General features: G+C 64.9%; 15 protein-coding genes. 3 read left to right on the top strand and 12 right to left on the bottom strand.

All coding sequences use genetic code 11. The features are described from left to right. Positions 1–261 precede the first annotated feature (261 nt). From CCA01S_RS07135 to CCA01S_RS07125, 3 genes are all read right to left on the bottom strand, one after another. Positions 262–1,851, bottom strand: coding sequence for an Eco57I restriction-modification methylase domain-containing protein (locus CCA01S_RS07135; protein WP_066456129.1), 1,590 nt, complete (start codon positions 1,849–1,851; stop codon positions 262–264). A gap of 4 nt (positions 1,852–1,855) precedes the next feature. Further along, a complete protein-coding gene (locus CCA01S_RS07130; RefSeq protein ID WP_066456270.1) occupies positions 1,856–2,818 on the bottom strand; it encodes a XamI family restriction endonuclease in 963 nt (320 codons plus the stop codon). Positions 2,819–3,072: 254 nt separating this feature from the next. Then, a complete protein-coding gene (locus CCA01S_RS07125; RefSeq protein WP_232304997.1) occupies positions 3,073–3,357 on the bottom strand; it encodes a heavy-metal-associated domain-containing protein in 285 nt (94 codons plus the stop codon). A gap of 343 nt (positions 3,358–3,700) precedes the next feature. Here CCA01S_RS07125 and dinB point away from each other — a divergent pair, with 343 nt between their 5' ends. Next, complete coding sequence (gene dinB / locus CCA01S_RS07120) at positions 3,701–4,834, top strand: DNA polymerase IV (protein ID WP_269747419.1); 1,134 nt, start codon at positions 3,701–3,703, stop codon at positions 4,832–4,834. Positions 4,835–4,906: 72 nt separating this feature from the next. Here dinB and CCA01S_RS07115 read toward each other — a convergent pair whose 3' ends face one another. Continuing rightward, a complete protein-coding gene (locus CCA01S_RS07115) occupies positions 4,907–5,797 on the bottom strand; it encodes an MOSC domain-containing protein (RefSeq protein ID WP_084386580.1) in 891 nt (296 codons plus the stop codon). A gap of 127 nt (positions 5,798–5,924) precedes the next feature. On the opposite strand from CCA01S_RS07115, the gene CCA01S_RS07110 reads away from it, so the two are divergent. Next, entirely contained in the window at positions 5,925–6,818 is an 894-nt protein-coding gene (locus CCA01S_RS07110; RefSeq protein ID WP_066456122.1) for an EamA family transporter, read from the top strand. Between the two features lie 66 nt (positions 6,819–6,884). After that, positions 6,885–8,075 (top strand): acetylornithine transaminase, encoded by a 1,191-nt coding sequence (locus tag CCA01S_RS07105; RefSeq protein WP_066456120.1) that lies wholly within the window; start codon positions 6,885–6,887, stop codon positions 8,073–8,075. A 113-nt stretch (positions 8,076–8,188) separates the two neighbouring features. Here CCA01S_RS07105 and yedF read toward each other — a convergent pair whose 3' ends face one another. From yedF to hyi, 8 genes are all read right to left on the bottom strand, one after another. Beyond that, entirely contained in the window at positions 8,189–8,446 is a 258-nt protein-coding gene (yedF, locus tag CCA01S_RS07100; protein WP_103035467.1) for a sulfurtransferase-like selenium metabolism protein YedF, read from the bottom strand. After that, the gene (yedE, locus tag CCA01S_RS07095) at positions 8,443–9,639 is read right to left on the bottom strand and encodes a selenium metabolism membrane protein YedE/FdhT (protein WP_066456118.1); all 1,197 of its coding nucleotides are present in this window, start codon (positions 9,637–9,639) and stop codon (positions 8,443–8,445) included. The genes yedF and yedE overlap by 4 nt, the downstream gene beginning before the upstream one ends. Positions 9,640–9,893: 254 nt before the next feature. Next, on the bottom strand, positions 9,894–12,068 hold the full coding sequence (locus CCA01S_RS07090; protein ID WP_066456116.1) for a malate synthase G: 2,175 nt from the start codon (positions 12,066–12,068) through the stop codon (positions 9,894–9,896). Positions 12,069–12,303: 235 nt separating this feature from the next. Continuing rightward, positions 12,304–13,737, bottom strand: a complete 1,434-nt coding sequence (gene pyk, locus CCA01S_RS07085) for a pyruvate kinase (RefSeq protein WP_066456113.1) — start codon at positions 13,735–13,737, stop codon at positions 12,304–12,306. Then, a complete protein-coding gene (locus CCA01S_RS07080) occupies positions 13,734–14,177 on the bottom strand; it encodes a GlcG/HbpS family heme-binding protein (RefSeq protein ID WP_066456107.1) in 444 nt (147 codons plus the stop codon). Before CCA01S_RS07080 ends, pyk begins: the two co-directional genes overlap by 4 nt. A gap of 28 nt (positions 14,178–14,205) precedes the next feature. Continuing rightward, complete coding sequence (locus CCA01S_RS07075) at positions 14,206–15,465, bottom strand: glycerate kinase type-2 family protein (RefSeq protein ID WP_066456104.1); 1,260 nt, start codon at positions 15,463–15,465, stop codon at positions 14,206–14,208. A gap of 211 nt (positions 15,466–15,676) precedes the next feature. Continuing rightward, positions 15,677–16,561: a 2-hydroxy-3-oxopropionate reductase gene (gene glxR, locus CCA01S_RS07070; RefSeq protein WP_066456097.1), complete on the bottom strand. Its 885-nt coding sequence runs from the start codon at positions 16,559–16,561 to the stop codon at positions 15,677–15,679. A gap of 84 nt (positions 16,562–16,645) precedes the next feature. Next, entirely contained in the window at positions 16,646–17,422 is a 777-nt protein-coding gene (hyi, locus tag CCA01S_RS07065) for a hydroxypyruvate isomerase (RefSeq protein WP_066456095.1), read from the bottom strand. Positions 17,423–17,433: the final 11 nt, after the last annotated feature.

Below are 17,433 nucleotides of genomic sequence, written 5' to 3'. Positions count from 1 at the left end.
GGTGTTTGAATGTACGAGAGACGGATGGGTGTAGCCACATGTGTCGTAGGATAGCCCTTGCTCGCATTGCGCCCGGTAAAGGCCGATGTCTTTATGCGTGTTTTATGAACAGGTGTTCATGTTTTTGCACATTTATGTAACTGCCAGAAACATTGCTGAAGAGGGATCGTGGCGGGCTGCCAGGGCAATTGCCTTGAGCGTATCACTGACCTCAATATCACCTTACAGGCGCTGACGTAGGCGAGGAAGCCGCTGCGACAGCTACGAATGGGACGCAATCAGTTCGAGTTGTTGTTCGCAGCGTTTTTTACCTAGGCCTATCAATGCGGCAAGATCATTGGCGGGCACATGAGCCAGTTCTTTGGGTTCGAGTTTATGCATGCCGCCACCGTAGACCCGACCATTTTCGAGCAATGTCTCTTTGCTGATGGCATTGAGCGCCAGCCATAATTGGCGCAATGCCTTGGGGTTGTATTGCAGATGAGCGGCCAGCAAGGGTGATGGGTAGAGCATGAGGTAGACATTCGTGGCTGTCGCCCGGCTACCGTTCAGCAGGAAACGGAAAGGCCTGCCTTCCCGATCACTGCGCCCGATGTAGGTGCAGACGATGGGAGCTGCTGCGCGGCGCTCTTGCGCATACCAGTATCTGCGCGATCGGCAGAGGTAACCCTGCGCAACGTCGTTCAGGCCTGTCTGCAGATACGCCCACAGGGCTGGGTAGCGGATCTGTATCTCGTCTTCTGGCAGGTCGCAGTCCAGCAGCAAGGAGCGTTTATCCAGTAATGGCATTCCTTGGTCGTCGGCTTTGATCTCGTCACTTTTGATGTATCTGGAGCTTGGCAGAACGGGGCGCAGAAATTGTGCCGGAATGCCGAGTGTATGGGCCTGGGCCTCGTCCAGGATGAAGAAACCATTATTGCCTGTGGCCAACCCTCGCTTGATGGTGAACAGATCGCCCAACTGGTAGCCTTCGTGTACAACCGCGATGTCCTGCTTTGGAAAGCGCGTCCATTTCATGGCTGGATCGAGGTCACGCGCGCGTATACGTTTGCTGTACTTCGGGTTGTCGAGTGTGCCACCGTAAGAGAATATGGTTTCGTGCTCTGTCGGCGGCTTTTGCTTTTTGAACCAGACGATGGCTGATGACACCAGGGCGTCATCGAATTGAACGTCGTTAGGGTCGAAACGATGGATGTGCAGTAGAGTCACCTCGTGCAACAGGTAGGCTTTGAGCGCCCTGCCGTAGTTGACATCCATGAACTCACTGGGAATGAGCCAGGCGGCGATGCCCCCATCGCTCATCCATCGGTGCGAGAGGGCCATGAAATAGCAGTAAAGGCCTGCCAGGCCAGGTATATCGATATGTGCAGCACTGTGGGCTGCGCTGCGCAGCCTCTGTTTGTCCTGACTGCTCAGATGATGGTGTCGGACGTAGGGAGGGTTGCAGATGAGCAGGTTGGCCTGGTCTGTGTTCTGTGTTGGTGGAAATTGCTGTGTGAAATCTCCGATGGTGATATCGAGTGGTGCTTCTTGCCACAGATTTTGCGCTGGGTATCCGTAGTGAGGGTCGATTTCGAAGCCGCGCGCCCATGCTACGTGCCGGTGTTTGACGGTGGTTCTGAGTGCGGAATAGAAAGAACCTGTTCCGATGGCCGGATCCAGGAAGCGGATATTCTCTTCTGTTGGCAACAGATTCAGGCCGTAAGCGAGAATGTCGCGGGCCAGCTGGGTGGGCGTTGCAAACTGACCAAGCCTGTTGCGTGCCTCTTGTGTCTTGAGCGCGTCCAGTTGTGCTTGCAAGGCGCGGCGAGCCTCTTCTGCGGAGTCATCGGCTTTGAGCGTGTTCGTCATAGTTTCAGATTCCGAACAAAGCCAGGTCGTTGATGCGGTGTTCCCACACCCAGTCGATCCCTTCGGCGGCCTCGTAGCCAAGATAGCCGCTGTCGAAGTAGCCACATAGGAAAAGGTTGAAGCTGACGTGCTTGCCGTACGTATGGCGAAGCTGAGCCATTTTGGTCGCTTCTTCTTTGCGGCGCTTATTGGTATTGGTGAAGTCGCCTGCGGATTTTGCCTCGAAGAAAATCGGCAGACTGCCTGCCTTTGATGCTTTAGGCATGATGACAGCATCCACTGGGATGTTGACCGATGTGACTCCGCCTTCCAGTTTGACTGGCACGTTCAGGCGAAAACCAAACGTGCCTGGCTGCAAAGCATTGAATTTTGTGTTGTCGCCAGCCGGTAGCTGAGCGTAGCCCCGCTGTTCCAGCCAGTCCTTGAGGGCAGCAAGTTGTCGCTGTTCTTGTGCGTTTCGGATGATGGGGTTGGCGACGGCTCCGCAAAGACGATCGGCGACGATCGTTGCTGCACGGTGAATCTCGGTTTTGGTGGCTGCTGTGTCGCGGCCGAGCCACACGAAGATGTCTGGGTCTGCCAAGCGTTCGATGATGGTGGCAAGTTTGAGTAAATCTCGGAATGTGTCCGCGGCGGACATGCGAGGAGGCAGGCGCCCGTCGAGTTCCATGCGTTTGACGAGATTCGGTGCGACGCCAGACAGGCCGATGAGCCGATCTACAGCGAGTGGAGGGCACGCCGACATGCGCAGAGTGGGCAAAGTCTCCGGATGCGCGCGCAGTGTGGCCGCCTGTATGTTTGTCAGGTTGTCTGTGATCTGAAGTGCGGCTTTGACGTCGGCAGTGGTTTTCTTCCTGGTTGCCCTGAATGCCTGGGGGGCAAAGTCCATGAACCAGTTGTTGTACATATCAACGGATGCCGCGACGTCGGCTTTCCATTGATGTGGCTTGTCGAGGTTGATGGGCATTTTTTGTCGCTGGCGAATCATCGTTGCCCAGTATCGGGCCGCAGTATGTGTGCCGTCCTGTGTGGGGGATGACCGCTGGTCGTTATCCGGCTTTTGATCCTATCATGGACAGGAACCCTGGGCCTGGAAAGAATGCGACCAAAATGACATGGGGGCTTAGAGGTGATCGCTCGTGGCGGTTTGGGGAGCGGCCTGCAGGCCGCTCCGATAATTTCTGCGATGGACAGCCCGCAGGGGCTGTCCATCGTCTGAAATTATCCCCCACACCCGCCGCAGCAGTTGCCGTCTTCGCCGTGGACGGGCTTGAGGGCCTCGTAGCCGGCGTCGGCGACGGCGACTTGCAGGCGTTGGACGGAGACATGGGCGGTGTCGAAGGTGACGGTGGCTTTTTCGTCGGCCAGCGAGACGCTGACTTCAGAGACGCCGGGGAGCGCGGCCAGGGCGTGGTCGACCTTGTCGGCACACGCGGGGCCACGCAGGCCCACCAGTTGCATGGTGGCGGTTTTCTGCACAGAGCGTTTCAGGGTTTCGGCTTGCATGAGTCCTCGCGAACGGGGCAGTGCCCTTGAACAGGGCAGGGTTATAGATACATTTTAAAGGTATCTTAAGAGCTGGCTAGTATAGCAGCGCCGGTGCTTCTTGGGCGCTAGTGTGCCTTCCCTGGCTCGCCAGCTGATCCGGGAGCTCCGTGTGTGTTGGCCTGGGTGTGCAACGTGGCATGGGCCCTGCCGCTTGCCGCTTTGGGCTCGTGCATGTCGCACGCCACATGTTGCGCGCCGCCTTGCGGTGCTGTTCATCCATCCAGCATAAAATACGGGGATTCGTCCGGCGGGACGTGCTGCCGTGTTCGTCCCGCTACTGTGCTTTTACCCTGCTTGCATCGTGCCCGATTTTCCCGCCCGCCGAATTGCTCACCTGGACATGGACGCCTTTTTTGCGTCGGTCGAGCTGCTGCGCTATCCCGAATTGCGCGGGCAGGCCGTGGTGATCGGCGGGCGCGGGCCGCGGCCCGAAAACGGTGTGTATGCGCGTCTGCGCGATTACGTCGGGCGTGGCGTCATCACCACGGCCACCTACGAGGCGCGGGCGCTGGGGGTGCATTCGGCCATGGGCATGATGAAGGGCGCGCGCCTGGCGCCCGAGGCCATCGTGTTGCCGGTGGATTTTGTCCGTTATCGACATTATTCGCGCCTCTTCAAGGCGGCGGTGGCCGACATCGCACCGCACATCGAAGACCGGGGCATCGACGAAATCTATATCGACCTCACCGCGCTGCCCGAGGATTCCGCCACGTTGGCGCGGCGCCTGAAACAGGCCGTGTGGGACGCCACGGGTTTGCGCTGCTCGATCGGCATCTCGCCCAACAAGCTGCTCTCCAAGATTGCCTCCGACCTGGACAAGCCCGATGGCATCACGCTCATCGGGCCCGGCGATCTTGAACGGCGCATCTGGCCGCTGCCCGTGTCCAAGGTCAATGGCATTGGCCCCAAGGCTACGCGCCGCCTGCGGGCCATGGGCATCGAAACGGTGGCGCAGCTGGCGGCGGCGCCGCCCGACCGGTTGCAGGACGAGTTCGGCCTGGGCATGGCGCAGTGGCTGCTGGACGTGGCTCACGGCATCGACGAGCGGCCCGTGGTGACCGAGTCCGAGCCGCGTTCACTCAGCCGCGAGACCACCTTTGAGCGCGACCTGCACGTGGTGCGCGACCGCGCGCAACTGTCGCAAATTTTTCGTGAGCTGTGCGAGCAACTGGCACACGACCTGGCGCGCAAGGGGGTGTGTGGTGCCACCGTCGGCGTCAAGCTGCGCTTTGACGATTTTCACATCGTCACGCGCGACCTGACACTGGACGAGACGATCCGCTCGGCGGATGCCATCCACCGGGCTGCTGGGCAGTGCCTGAAGCGGGTCGCCTTCGAGCGCCGCCTGCGCTTGCTGGGCGTACGCGTCAGCAAGCTCGAACCCGTCGATGAGTCGGGCGCGGGGCCACATCCCGTGCAGCTTTCTTTGTATTGATGGCCCGACCCCGGGCGGGTGCGCGCTGTGTGTTGTCGCGTCACGATGTTGCGTTTCGACGCTGCCGGGCGCTTAAAAGTCGAATTCGGGCTCGATGGCGTCGCCCACGCGCAGCCAGTGCTCGCCTTCGGGCAGCGCGGCGATAGCGTTGACGCCAAAGAGCACCCCCTGCTCGAACTGCCGGTGCCGCGCCAGCGTGCGGCCCGGCTCGGCCGCCGTGTTGCCCGTGAGCGGATCGACGTTGGGGATCGGGCAGCGGGCACAGGGCTTGACGAAGGCGAAGCCCAGGCCTTGCGTGCGAAAGCCCGCCAGGTGGTCTTCGTCGTAGGGCTCCAGCCCCTGCAGCACGATGTTGGGCCGGAAGCGGATCATGTCCACGCGTTCGTGGCCGTCCGCCTGCAGCTGGCCGTTGAGTTCGTCCAGCGAGTGCTGGTTGGTGACGAGGAACGGAAAGCCATCGGCAAAGGCGAAGGCGTGGCGGTTCACGGGCAGGAAGGTATCGGGCCAGTCGGGATGGGTCTGAATCCAGTGGGTGACGTGCTGCAGGCTGGCCAGGCGGTGCGCCTGGGGGTGTACGTGCAGCAGGCGGCACGGCACGCCCAGAAACTGGCTGAGCCACTGGGCCGCGGCATCGCCCTGGTCGGCGCCCAGCGTGGGGGAGCGGAAAATGCTCAGGGGCACGGGCGCGGCGTCGTCGCCGATGACGGGTGCGAAGCAGTCGTCCTGGCCCGGGGCCTGCAGCCACAGGCCGTCGGCCTGGGGGCGCGGCTGGATGAGTACCATGCGCGGGTGCTGGCGCTGGGTCATGAACACGCCGTGGGCATCGACGATGACCCAGTGGCGGTCGTATTCGAGCCCGGCGCCGGACACCTGGATCTGGTCGTGGCGGATGCCCGCGCAGGATTTGACGGGATAGCTGTACAGACTGTGGATGGTCAGGCGCATGGTCAAAGGAACGGGCATGGAAAATAGGAGGATATTCTAATCGTGGGCAGACCCGGCGGGCGACCTGCGCGACAGAAAATACCGTAGCATGGCTGGGTTCGGACATTCCTGTTCTCATCCCCGTTTTTCCCTCGCAGGAGCCTTCATGCCCTTGAAAGATGTACTGGCCGCCCTGGTCGTGATCGTGGTCTGGGGGGCAAATTTCGTCGTCATCAAATTCGGGGTCGATGAAGTGCCGCCCATGCTGCTGGGCGCCTTGCGGTTTTTCTTCGTGGCGTTCCCGGCGCTGTTCTTCGTGCCGCGCCCGCGCATTCCCTGGCGCTACGTGGCGGGCTATGGTGCCACCATCTGCCTGGGACAGTTCGTCTTTCTGTTTCTGGCCATCTACCTGGGCATGCCCGCGGGCCTGGCATCGCTGGTCTTGCAGGCGCAGGCCTTCTTCACCGTGGCCATTGCCGCCCTGGTGCTGCACGAAGCCGTGCGCGCGCACCACGTGCTGGGCATCGGCCTGGCCATCGTCGGCCTGGTGATGCTGGACATGGGGGCCGAATCCACGGCGGTGCCCTGGGTGGGCTTCGTGCTCACCTTGCTGGCGGCGCTCAGCTGGGCTGCGGGCAACATCGTGCTCAAGTGCGCCGGGCAGGTGCGCATGCTGTCGATGGTGGTCTGGGGGGCGCTCCTGCCGCCCATTCCGTTTCTGCTGCTGTCCGCCGTGTTCGAAGGGCCGGATCGCATTGCCGCCAGCCTGTTGCACCTCAGCTGGCAGACGGTGGCCGTGGTGGTGTATCTGTCGGGTATCGCCACCCTCATCGGCTATGTGCTGTGGGGGCGCCTGCTGGCACGCCATCCGGTGGCCCGCGTGGCGCCCCTGAGCCTGCTGATCCCGGTGGTCGGGCTTTTGTGCGCCGACTGGGTGCTGGATGAAAAACTGGGGATGTGGCAGTGGCTGGGCGGCGCTGTGGTATTGATCGGACTCGCGGTCAATCTCTTTGGGGCTCGCTGGTGGGCCGCGCTGCGGCACGGCGCGCAACAGACCTAAAATAATCGTTTGACGACGCCCTGGTGTCAGGCCTTTTCGCCTTTTCTTTACTGGAAATCTTTACTCATGACCATCGATCGTGCAGGGATCAATGCCCTGATGGAAATTACGTCGCGTCCCGAACTGGTGTTCGTCAGCGGCCAGGGCGCCTGGCTGCAGGATCACAACGGCAAGCGCTACCTGGATTTCATCCAGGGCTGGGCGGTCAACTGCCTGGGCCACAACCCCGCCGCCATGGTCGAGGCCGTCACGCGCCAGGCGCAAAAACTCATCAATCCCTCGCCCGCGTTCTACAACCAGCCGTCCATCGATCTGGCCCGACGCCTGGTCGAGGCCTCGTGCTTCGATCGCGTGTTCTTCGCCAACAGCGGTGCCGAGGCCAACGAGGGCGCCATCAAGCTTGCGCGCAAGTGGGGTCAGCTGCACCGCAAGGGGGCCTACAAGATCATCACCTTCGATCACAGCTTCCATGGCCGCACGCTGGCCACCATGTCGGCGTCGGGCAAGCCGGGCTGGGACGTGAAATTCGCGCCGCAGGTCGATGGTTTTCCCAAGGCCGATCTCAACGATCTCGATTCCGTACGCGCGCTGGTCGATGATCAGACCGTGGCCGTGATGCTCGAACCCGTGCAGGGCGAGGCGGGCGTCATTCCGGCCACGCGCGAATTTCTCCAGGGCCTGCGCGAACTCACGCGCGAACACGGGCTGCTGCTCATCGTCGATGAGGTGCAGACCGGCATGGGCCGCACGGGCCGCATGTTCGCCTACCAGCACGCCGGCATCGAGCCCGACATCATGACGCTGGGCAAGGGCATAGGCGGCGGCGTGCCGCTGTCGGCGCTGTGCGCGCGCGAAGCCGTGTGCTGCTTCGAGCACGGCGACCAGGGCGGCACCTACAATGGCAATCCGCTCATGACGGCGGTGGGCGTGGCGGTGTTCGACGTGCTGGCGGCCCCCGGTTTCATGGACGGCGTCAATGCGCGCGCGCAACAGCTGTCGGCGGGCCTCACGGCGTTGTCCGACAAATGGGGCATGCGCGGCGAGCGCGGCCTGGGCCTGCTGCGTGCGCTGGTGATGGATCGCGACGATGGCCCCGCGCTGGTGGCCGCCGCGCGCGACCGCGCCCCCGAAGGCCTGCTGCTCAATGCCCCGCGCGGCAACCTGCTGCGCTTCATGCCTGCCCTGAACGTGTCGGCCGATGAGATCGACACCATGCTTGCCTGGCTGGACGCGCTGGTGGCGCAGGTGCGTGGGTAGGCACGGCAGGTTGAGCCATCGGCCCGCGTCGGTGGCTCGGGATGATCGGCCCTTTCGAGCCCGTGCTTGAAAGGGCCTTTTGCCGGGTGGCCGCCGTGATGGCCTGGTTTGGTTCAGGCCGTGGCGGGCACCCGGATCAGGAACCGGAACAGCGGCCCGTGCTGCTCGACGGCCAGGCAGTCGTAGCCCTTGGTCTTGGTGTCTTCGGGGATGCCGTGCAGCGACTGGGCGCAGTCGGTCACCACTTCGAGCAGCTGGCCCGCTTTCATGGTGGCCAGGGTTTCCAGCGTGGCGATGGCGTTGTACGGGCAGTGCTCGCCGCGCAGGTCGAGCGACAGGTCGGGTTCTTGGGTGATGGTTGCGGTAGTCATGCGGCGACACTCCGGTTGACGATAAAGCGGCGGGAATTCAAATACACGAGCAGCAGGCCCAGGCTCAGGCCCGCCACGCTGAACAGCAGGGCGGTGTTGGGGCCAAGAAGCTCCAGCAGGTTGACCTTGGGGTAGGGCGTAGCGAGCGCACCACCGAGCTCGTCCCACCAGTAGGCCAGCAGGGTGCCGCCGATGACGTTGCCGATGCCCACCACCCAGAAGTGCACCTGGCCTTCCATGGCGCGGTACATCCAGCCGGTTTCGCAGCCCCCTGCCAGCACGATGCCGATACCGAACAGAAACCCGCCGATGACGGCGTTGGGCCCCATCCAGTAGATTTTGGGGGCGACCCCCAGGGCGATGGCGCCGAAGGTGCCGAAACAGGCCACGATCATGCCCAGCAGGATGCCGTAGGCGATCTTGGTGCGACCCGTTGTCCAGAGGTCGCGGGCGGCGCTGGTGAAGCAGATTTGCGCGCGCTCGATGACGCCGCCGAAAAACAGGCCGAAGACCACTGCCAGGCCCAGCACGGCCGAGGTGTCGAAGCGCCAGGCGGCAAAGGCGATGGCCAGGGCCGCCACCAGCAGGCCCAGCTTGCTTTGCAGGGCCGCGCGGCGCTTGAGCGTGGCGGGGTCGGCAAAGAGCGGGCTGGCCTTTGCCTTGACGCGCAGCGGCGTGCGCAGGAAAGGCAGCAGGCACAGCTTGACGCCCACCCAGGCGCCCGCCACCGTGGTCAGCATGAAGGCCCAGGCGTGCAGCGAGAACATGGGAATGCCGGTGAAGAAGGCCGCCAGGTTGCAGCCCATGGCCAGCCGCGCGCCAAAGCCCGCGATGATGCCGCCTACCAGGCCCTGCGCCACGCGCCGCTTGCTGATGGGCTGGCGCAGCTGGAAGTTGTTGGCCCAGAGCGTGGTACAGAGCGCGCCGAGGAACATGCCGATGATCATCACGCCATCGACGCGGGTGAAGACCGAGCCCTGCAGGCCGATGAGCTTGAAGTACGTCCATTGGTCGGGGTTGGCCCCGAACAGGCGCACGATCTGCCCGCCCCAGCGGGTGAATTCGCCGGTGACGGCCCAGAAGGTGTGGGTAATGGCAAAGTAGTAGGCCGAGGCCACGCCCAGCGCCATGAGCGCGGGTATGGGCGACCAGAAGCGCACCAGATACTGGTGGCGGAAGTCGGAGAAAGTCATGTGTGTAGTACCAGGAGGGTCGAAATGGCCCGCTTTGAGTGATCAGGCGCGTCTTTGAGGGTGGGCCCTGAAAGATACGCGTGTCAGCGGGGTGACTCTGCCGAGTGGATTCTACCCCCTCTTGCCGCATAAGCAAGGGGCCTGTCCAAGGGGGCTGGCGTGAACGCAAGAAGGCCGCTGGCGTCGATGACACGCAGCGGCCTTGGGCGGTGTCGCCGCCTGACACGCAGGCGGCGGCCGTACGGCTGACCGGATTACGCCTTGGCGGCGAGTTCGGCTTTCTTGACCTGGCGCCAGCGGTGCAGCAGCGGCTCGGTGTAGCCGTTGGGCTGTTCCAGGCCCTTGAAGATGAGGTCGCTGGCCGCCTTGAAGGCGCAGGAGGTGTCGAAGTGGCCGTCCATGGGTTCGTAGGCGGCGTCGCCCGCGTTTTGCTGGTCGACCACGGCGGCCATGCGGCGCAGCGTGGCTTCGACCTGCGCCTTGTCGGTGATGCCGTGCAGCAGCCAGTTGGCGATGTGCTGGCTGGAGATGCGCAGCGTGGCGCGGTCTTCCATCAGGCCCACGTTGTGGATGTCGGGCACCTTGGAGCAGCCCACGCCCTGGTCGACCCAGCGCACCACGTAGCCCAGGATGCCCTGGCAGTTGTTGTCCAGCTCTTGCTGCACTTCGTCAGCCGACCAGTGCGGGTCGGCCGCCACCGGCACCGTGAGGATGCGGTCGGTGTAGTCTTCGTGGTGGCCTTCGAGCGCCTTTTGCACTTCGACCACGTCCACCTGATGGTAGTGCAGGGCGTGCAGCGTGGCGGCGGTGGGCGAGGGCACCCAGGCGGTGTTGCCGCCGGCCTTCACGTGGTTGATCTTCTGCTTGAGCATGTCGGCCATCAGGTCGGGCATGGCCCACATGCCCTTGCCGATCTGGGCGTGGCCGCGCAGGCCGCATTCCAGCCCCGCCTGCACGTTGTTCAGCTCGTAGGCCTTGATCCAGGCCTGGGATTTCATGTCGCCCTTGCGCACCAGGGCGCCGGCGCGCATCGAGGTGTGGATTTCGTCGCCGGTGCGGTCGAGAAAGCCCGTGTTGATGAAGACCACGCGCGCTTTGGCGGCGGCGATGCAGGCCTTGAGGTTGACGCTGGTGCGCCGCTCTTCGTCCATGATGCCCATCTTGATGGTGTTGGGCGCCAGGCCCAGCAGCTGTTCGACGCGGCCAAAGACTTCGCTGGCGAAGGCGACTTCGTCGGGGCCGTGCATCTTGGGCTTGACGATGTAGATGGAGCCGGTGCGCGAGTTTTTGCGCGCCTTGAGGTCGTGGATGGCGATGAGCGAGGTGCACACGGCATCCAGGATGCCTTCGGGGATTTCGTGGCCGTCGCGGTCGATGATGGCCGGGTTGGTCATCAGGTGGCCGACGTTGCGCACGAACATGAGCGAGCGGCCGTGCAGCGTGCCGGTGCCGCCGTCGCGCGCAGTGTAGCTGCGGTCGGCGTGCAGGCGGCGCGTGATGGTCTTGCCGCCCTTGACGAGGTCTTCGGCGAGGTCGCCCTTCATGAGGCCCAGCCAGTTGCGGTAGGCCACGACCTTGTCGTCGGCATCGACGGCGGCGACCGAGTCTTCGCAGTCCATGATGGTGGTCAGCGCGGCTTCGACGACCACGTCCTTGATGTGGGCGGCGTCGGTCTTGCCGATGGCCGAGTTGGCGTCGAACTGGATTTCAAAGTGCAGGCCGTTGTGGCGGAGCACCAGCGCCTCGGGCGCGGCGGCGTCGCCGCGATGGCCCAGGAAGGCCTGGTCGTTGGCCAGCGCGGTGGTGCTGCCGTTTTTCAGGGTGACTTGCAGCGCGCCGCCCACCACGGCATAGCCCGTGGCGTCGCTGTGCGAGCCCTGCGCCAGGGGGATGCTGTCGTCCAGGAACTGGCGCGCGAAGGCGATGACGCGCGCGCCGCGCACCGGGTTGTAGCCGCCGGCACGCGTGGCGCCGTCGGCTTCGGAAATGGCGTCGGTGCCGTAGAGCGCGTCGTACAGGCTGCCCCAGCGCGCATTGGCGGCGTTCAGGGCGTAGCGCGCGTTCATCACGGGCACGACCAGCTGCGGGCCGGCCTGCTGGGTGATCTCGGTATCGACGTTGGCCGTGGTGACGGTGACGTCGGCGGGCACGTCTTTCAGGTAGCCGATTTCTTTCAGGAAGGCGCGATAGGCGGCCGGATCGGCCACGGCGCCGGGATGCTTGCCGTACCAGTCGTCCAGGGCGGCCTGGATGCGGTCGCGTTCGGCCAGCAGGGCGCGGTTCTTGGGGGCCAGATCATGCACGATGGCCGCCAGCCCTTCCCAGAAGGCGGCGGGCTGTACCCCGGTGCCTGGCAGTGCCTCTTGTTCGAGGAATTGGTGCAGCACGGCTGCGACCTGAAGTCCATGGCTGGCGAGACGATCGGTCATGATGTTCCTTGGCTGAGCATAAATCATTAAGTCAATCCTCGATTATAGGCAGTCTTGTATAAGAGTTAAAGGGTGCGGATGCGGTTGCCGCCCGTCCGGCACGGCCTGTCCGGCGCCTGGCAGGTAAAGAAAAAGCCCGCTTCCGGAGAAGCGGGCTGGCTATATGCCAAATCGGATAATGCGTATTTCTGTGCGCGCCGGGCGGCCTGCCGGGGCCTTGCCCGGCGGCGTCGGTTCAGCGGGCGTTTGCCGGGGGCACCTGGGCGATGTGTAGCAGGTTGGTGCTGCCGCTGCGCCCGAAGGGCAGGCCGGCGATGACGATGAGCGTGTCGCCCGCCTGGGCGAGCCCGGATTGCTCGGCGGCGTTGGTGGCGCAGCGGATCATCTCGCTGGATTCGCGCAGCTGTTCGGGAAAGTGCACCGGGCGCACGCCCCAGGCCAGTGCCAGGCGGCGCGCGGTGCGCTGCTCGGGGGTGAGGGCCAGGATGGGCGTCGTGGGGCGCTCGCGGCTGGCGCGCAGGGCGCTGAAGCCCGAGGCCGTATAGGCCACCGTGGCGGCGGGTTCCAGCAGGCCGGCCACGCGGCGCAGGGCGCAGCAGATGGCGTCCGGGATGTTGGCTTCCGCCGGGCTGTGCGTGGCGTCCAGGTTGGCGCGCCAGGAGGGGTCGGCTTCGACTTCGCGGATGATGTTGGCCATGATCGTGACGGCCTCGACCGGGTACTGGCCCGAGGCCGATTCCGCCGAGAGCATCACGGCGTCGGCGCCGCTGTAGACGGCGGTGGCGACGTCCGAGGCTTCGGCGCGCGTGGGCACGGGGGCGGTGATCATCGATTCGAGCATCTGGGTGGCCACGACCACCGGCTTGCCCGCCGCCCGCGCATGGCGCACGATGCGCTGCTGCAGCACGGGTACGCGCTGCGGGGGCAGCTCGACCCCGAGGTCGCCGCGCGCCACCATGATGCCGTCGGCCTGGTCGATGATGGCGTCCAGGTGTTCGATGGCGGCGGGCTTTTCCAGCTTGGCCATGATCCAGGCCTGGTCGCCGATGAGGCCGCGTGCCTCGACGATGTCTTCGGGGCGCTGCACGAAAGACAGCGCCACCCAGTCCACCCCCAGCGACAGGCCGAAGCTGAGATCGGCGCGGTCTTTGGGGGTGAGCGGCGAGATCGGCAGGATGACGCCGGGCACGTTGACCCCCTTGCGGTCGGACAGCGGCCCGCCCACCACCACCGTGGTTTCGGCGAAGTCCGGCCCGTGGCGCTCGACGCGCAGGCGCAGCTTGCCGTCGTCCAGCAGCAGGTCGGTGCCGTCTTCCAGCGCGGCGAAGATTTCCGGGTGCGGCAGGTTGGCGCGCTGGGCGCTGCCTTCAGCGGGGTCGAGGTCCAGGCGGAACGCCTGGCCGGGCTGCAGCACGACCTTGCCGCCAGCGATCTTGCCCACGCGCAGCTTGGGCCCTTGCAGATCCATCAGAATGCCGATGGGGCGGCCCACATCCTGCTCGATCTGGCGGATGATGCGGTAGCGTTCGGCGTGGTCTTCGTGGCTGCCGTGGCTGAAGTTCAGGCGAAAGACGTTGGCGCCGGCATCGACCAGCGCGCGGATTTGCTCGGGGGTGGAGCTGGCGGGGCCCAGGGTCGCCAGGATGCGGGCACGGCGTTCGGGGTTCATGCCTGTTTTCCTTTGTACAGGTGTTCGGCCAGGTGGTCGGTGCCGTCCAGGGCGGCGACGCCGGCGCGTGCCACCTGGGCGTCTTGCCCGGCCTGCACGCCCGAGACGCCGACGGCGCCGACGATCTGGCCGTCGAAATAAATGGGTTCGCCGCCTTCGAGCGGCACGACCGGCATGGACAGGGCGGCGATGCGGCCCTGGTTGACCATGTCTTCGTAGACCTTGCTGGGCTTGCCGCTGAGCACGCTGGCGCGCGCCTTGTCGGGCGCGACCATGGCGCTCATGATCGGGGCGGCGTCCATGCGCTGCAGCCAGATCGGGTGTCCGCCCGCGTCGCAGATGGCGATACTGACGTTCCAGCCGTTGTCGCGGGCTTCTTTCTCGGCCGCATGGGCCATGCGGCGGGCATCGTCCAGGGTCAGGACACGGATCGTTTTCATGGAGTGTCTCCTCAGGGTGTCCACCTGATCACAGGATCAGGATGGCGCGAAAATCGTTCACATTGGTCAGTGTGGGGCCGGTGACCAGCGAATCGCCCAGCTTTTCAAAGAAGCCGTGGCCATCGTTGTCGTCCAGGTGGGCGCGCGGCGGCATGTTGGCGGCCCAGGCGCGGGCCAGCGTGTCGGGGGTGATGAGCGCACCGGCGATTTCTTCCTGGCCGTCCACGCCGTCGGTGTCGCCCGCCAGGCCGTACACTGCGCGCGCGCTGTCCAGCGTGATGGCCAGGGACAGCAGGAACTCGACGTTGCGCCCGCCGCGCCCCTGGCCGCGCACCGTGACCGTGGTCTCACCGCCCGAGAGCAGCACGCACGGCGCCGCTATCGGCTGGCCGTGGTCGCGCACCTGCAAGGCGATGCCGCCCAGCACCTTGCCCACGTCACGCGCTTCGCCTTCGATGCGGTCGCCCAGCAGCACGGGCGTGACGCCCGCATCGCGGGCCACCGCGGCGGCGGCTTCGAGCGCCATCTGGGGGGTGGCGATGAGGTGGGTTTCGACGCGGGCCAGGCGCGGATCGCCCGGCTTGATGGTTTCCCCCGCGCTGGATTCGAGCAGCTGGCGCGCGCCCGCGGGCAGTTCGATGCCGTAGCGGCGCACGATGTCCAGCGCGTCGGCGCAGGTGGTGGGGTCGGCCACGGTGGGGCCCGAGGCGATGTCGCAGGGCTGGTCGCCAGGCACGTCGGAAATCAGCAGATTGACCACGCGCGCCGGGGCGCAGGCGGCGGCCAGGCGCCCGCCCTTGATGCCCGAGAGGTGGCGGCGCACGCAGTTCATCTCGGAGATGGTGGCGCCGGACTTCAGCAGCGCGCGGTTGATGGCCTGCTTGTCGGCCAGCGTGACTCCGGCGCCGGGCACCGGCAGCAGCGATGAGCCCCCGCCCGAAATGAGGCAGATGACGAGATCGTCTTCAGTAAGGCCTTGTACCTGCTTGAAAAGACGCCGTGCCGCGTCTTCGCCTGCCTGATCCGGCACCGGGTGCGCGGCTTCGAGGATTTCCAGGCGCTTGCAGGGCACGGCATAGCCGTAGCGCGTGACGACCACGCCTTCGAGCGGCCCGGGCCAGTGCTGTTCGAGTGCCTGCGCCATGGCGGCCGAGGCCTTGCCCGCGCCGATGACGATGGTGCGCCCCTTGGGGGCCTTCGGCAGGAAGGCTGCGATGCAGTGTTCGGGCTGCGCGGCGCGTACGGCGGTGTGAAACAGACGGGTCAGGAGATCACGGGGCTCGATCATGAGATTCCTTGCGGATGAGCGTGGCGTTGGGGGGAAACGACCATGGTGATGGCTTCCCGGGAGCCGGTCAACTGGGCAGGGTCTGATGCTCAGGCCCTGCCCGCTTGATCGGGCGATGCGCTGTCCCGTCCGGATGCCGGGGCGGCCCGGACGGGGGCCACCGGGTTTGCGGGCGGCTGCCGACAAACCCGGTGGGGCGGTTGCACGGGGCTTACTGGCCGATTTCGTGGTTGGCCATGATTTCCAGGGCGCGCACCATGCCGGAGTGATCCCAGGCGGCGCCGCCGTGGGCCACGCAGGCGTTGAACAGCTCTTGCGCCACGGCGGTGCTGGGCAGTGAGAGCCCCAGCTGGCGGGCCGTGGTGAGTGCCAGATTGAGGTCTTTCTGGTGCAGGGTGATGCGGAAGCCCGGATCGAAGGTGCGCTTGACCATGCGTTCGCCGTGCACTTCGAGAATGCGCGAGCTGGCAAAACCGCCCATCAGCGCCTGGCGCACCTTGGCGGGGTCGGCGCCGGCCTTGGAGGCCAGCACCAGGGCTTCGCCCACGGCTTCGATGGTGAGTGCCACGATGATCTGGTTGGCCACCTTGGTGGTCTGGCCGTCGCCGTTGCCGCCCACCAGGGTGACGTTCTTGCCCATCAGCTCGAAGATGGGCTTGCACTGGTCGAAGGCAGCCTGGCTGCCGCCGATCATGATGGTGAGGCTGGCGGCCTTGGCGCCGACTTCGCCGCCCGACACCGGGGCGTCGAGGTATTCGCAGCCCAGCGCGTTGATCTTCTTGGCGAATTCTTTGGTGGCCACGGGCGAGATCGAGCTCATGTCGATCACGGTCTTGCCCTTGGACAGGCCGGCGGCCACGCCGTTTTCACCGAACAGCACGGCTTCGACGTCGGGCGTGTCGGGCACCATCACGATGATGATGTCCGCGGCCTTGGCCACTTCGGTGCTGTTGGCCGCCGCCGTGGCGCCCGCGTCCAGCAGGCTTTGCGGGGTCTTGCCGTGGGTGAAGGTGGTGAGCGTGTGGCCGCCCTTGATGAGGTTGGCCGCCATGGGGGTGCCCATGATGCCCAGGCCGATGAAACCGATCTTAGCCATGTGGATTCTCCTTGTTGATGTCTGTGGCGCCCGAGGGGCCCGCCCGGATGGACGGGCGCCAGGGCTGGTGGTGTCGTGTGAGGTTCAGGCCAGCGCCTTGATCCAGCCCAGGCCGTCTTCGGTGCGCGCCGCCGGCTTGTATTCGCAGCCGATCCAGCCGGTATAGCCCACCTGGTCGATATGGCGGAACAGCCATTGGTAGTTGATCTCGCCCGTGCCCGGTTCGTTGCGCCCCGGGTTGTCGGCCAGCTGGATGTGGCCGATGGACTTCAGGTGCTTGCTGATGGTGTTGGCCAGCTCGCCCTCCATGCGTTGCATGTGGTAGATGTCGTACTGGATGCTGAGGTTGTCCGAGCCGACTTCGTCGATGATGGCCAGCGCCTGCTTGGTGCCGGTGAGGAAAAAGCCCGGGATGTCAAAGGTGTTGATGGGTTCCATCACCAGGCGGATGCCGGCTTTTTTCAGTTCGGCGGCGGCGTAGCGCAGGTTTTCGACGAAGGTCTTGTGGGCGGTGGCTTGATCGACGCCCGCGGGCACCTTGCCGGCCAGGCAGTTCACCTGCGGGCAGTTCAGCGCGTGGGCGTAGTCGATGGCCTGGGCCACGCCCTGCTTGAATTCTTCGACGCGGTCGGGGTGGCAGGCGATGCCGCGCTCGCCCGCTTCCCAGTTGCCCGCCGGCAGGTTGTGCAGTACTTGTTCCAGGCCGTTGTCCTTCAGGCGCTTGACCAGCTCTTCTTTGGCGTAGGCGTAGGGAAACAGGTATTCGACGCCTTTGAAACCGGCCTTGGCGGCCGCGGCGAAGCGGTCGAGAAAGTCGATCTCGGTGAACAGCATCGAGAGGTTGGCAGCAAATTTAGGCATGTGATGACTCC

It is taken from the genome of Castellaniella caeni NBRC 101664, assembly GCF_001592225.1.
GTDB classification, from domain to species: Bacteria; Pseudomonadota; Gammaproteobacteria; order Burkholderiales; family Burkholderiaceae_B; genus Castellaniella; species Castellaniella caeni.
Note: the sequence above shows the minus strand (reverse complement) of the source record. Positions and strands in the feature narration are given on the sequence as shown.

Bases quoted from the DNA above. Each gene is read 5' to 3' on its own strand.
- CCA01S_RS07135 (WP_066456129.1), bottom strand. From the start codon at position 1,851: ATGACGAACACGCTCAAAGCCGATGACTCCGCAGAAGAGGCTCGCCGC.
- CCA01S_RS07130 (WP_066456270.1), bottom strand. From the start codon at position 2,818: ATGCCCATCAACCTCGACAAGCCACATCAATGGAAAGCCGACGTCGCG.
- CCA01S_RS07125 (WP_232304997.1), bottom strand. From the start codon at position 3,357: ATGCAAGCCGAAACCCTGAAACGCTCTGTGCAGAAAACCGCCACCATG.
- CCA01S_RS07115 (WP_084386580.1), bottom strand. From the start codon at position 5,797: ATGCCCGTTCCTTTGACCATGCGCCTGACCATCCACAGTCTGTACAGC.
- CCA01S_RS07110 (WP_066456122.1), top strand. From the start codon at position 5,925: ATGCCCTTGAAAGATGTACTGGCCGCCCTGGTCGTGATCGTGGTCTGG.
- CCA01S_RS07105 (WP_066456120.1), top strand. From the start codon at position 6,885: ATGACCATCGATCGTGCAGGGATCAATGCCCTGATGGAAATTACGTCG.
- yedF (WP_103035467.1), bottom strand. From the start codon at position 8,446: ATGACTACCGCAACCATCACCCAAGAACCCGACCTGTCGCTCGACCTG.
- yedE (WP_066456118.1), bottom strand. From the start codon at position 9,639: ATGACTTTCTCCGACTTCCGCCACCAGTATCTGGTGCGCTTCTGGTCG.
- CCA01S_RS07090 (WP_066456116.1), bottom strand. From the start codon at position 12,068: ATGACCGATCGTCTCGCCAGCCATGGACTTCAGGTCGCAGCCGTGCTG.
- pyk (WP_066456113.1), bottom strand. From the start codon at position 13,737: ATGAACCCCGAACGCCGTGCCCGCATCCTGGCGACCCTGGGCCCCGCC.
- CCA01S_RS07080 (WP_066456107.1), bottom strand. From the start codon at position 14,177: ATGAAAACGATCCGTGTCCTGACCCTGGACGATGCCCGCCGCATGGCC.
- CCA01S_RS07075 (WP_066456104.1), bottom strand. From the start codon at position 15,465: ATGATCGAGCCCCGTGATCTCCTGACCCGTCTGTTTCACACCGCCGTA.
- glxR (WP_066456097.1), bottom strand. From the start codon at position 16,561: ATGGCTAAGATCGGTTTCATCGGCCTGGGCATCATGGGCACCCCCATG.
- hyi (WP_066456095.1), bottom strand. From the start codon at position 17,422: ATGCCTAAATTTGCTGCCAACCTCTCGATGCTGTTCACCGAGATCGAC.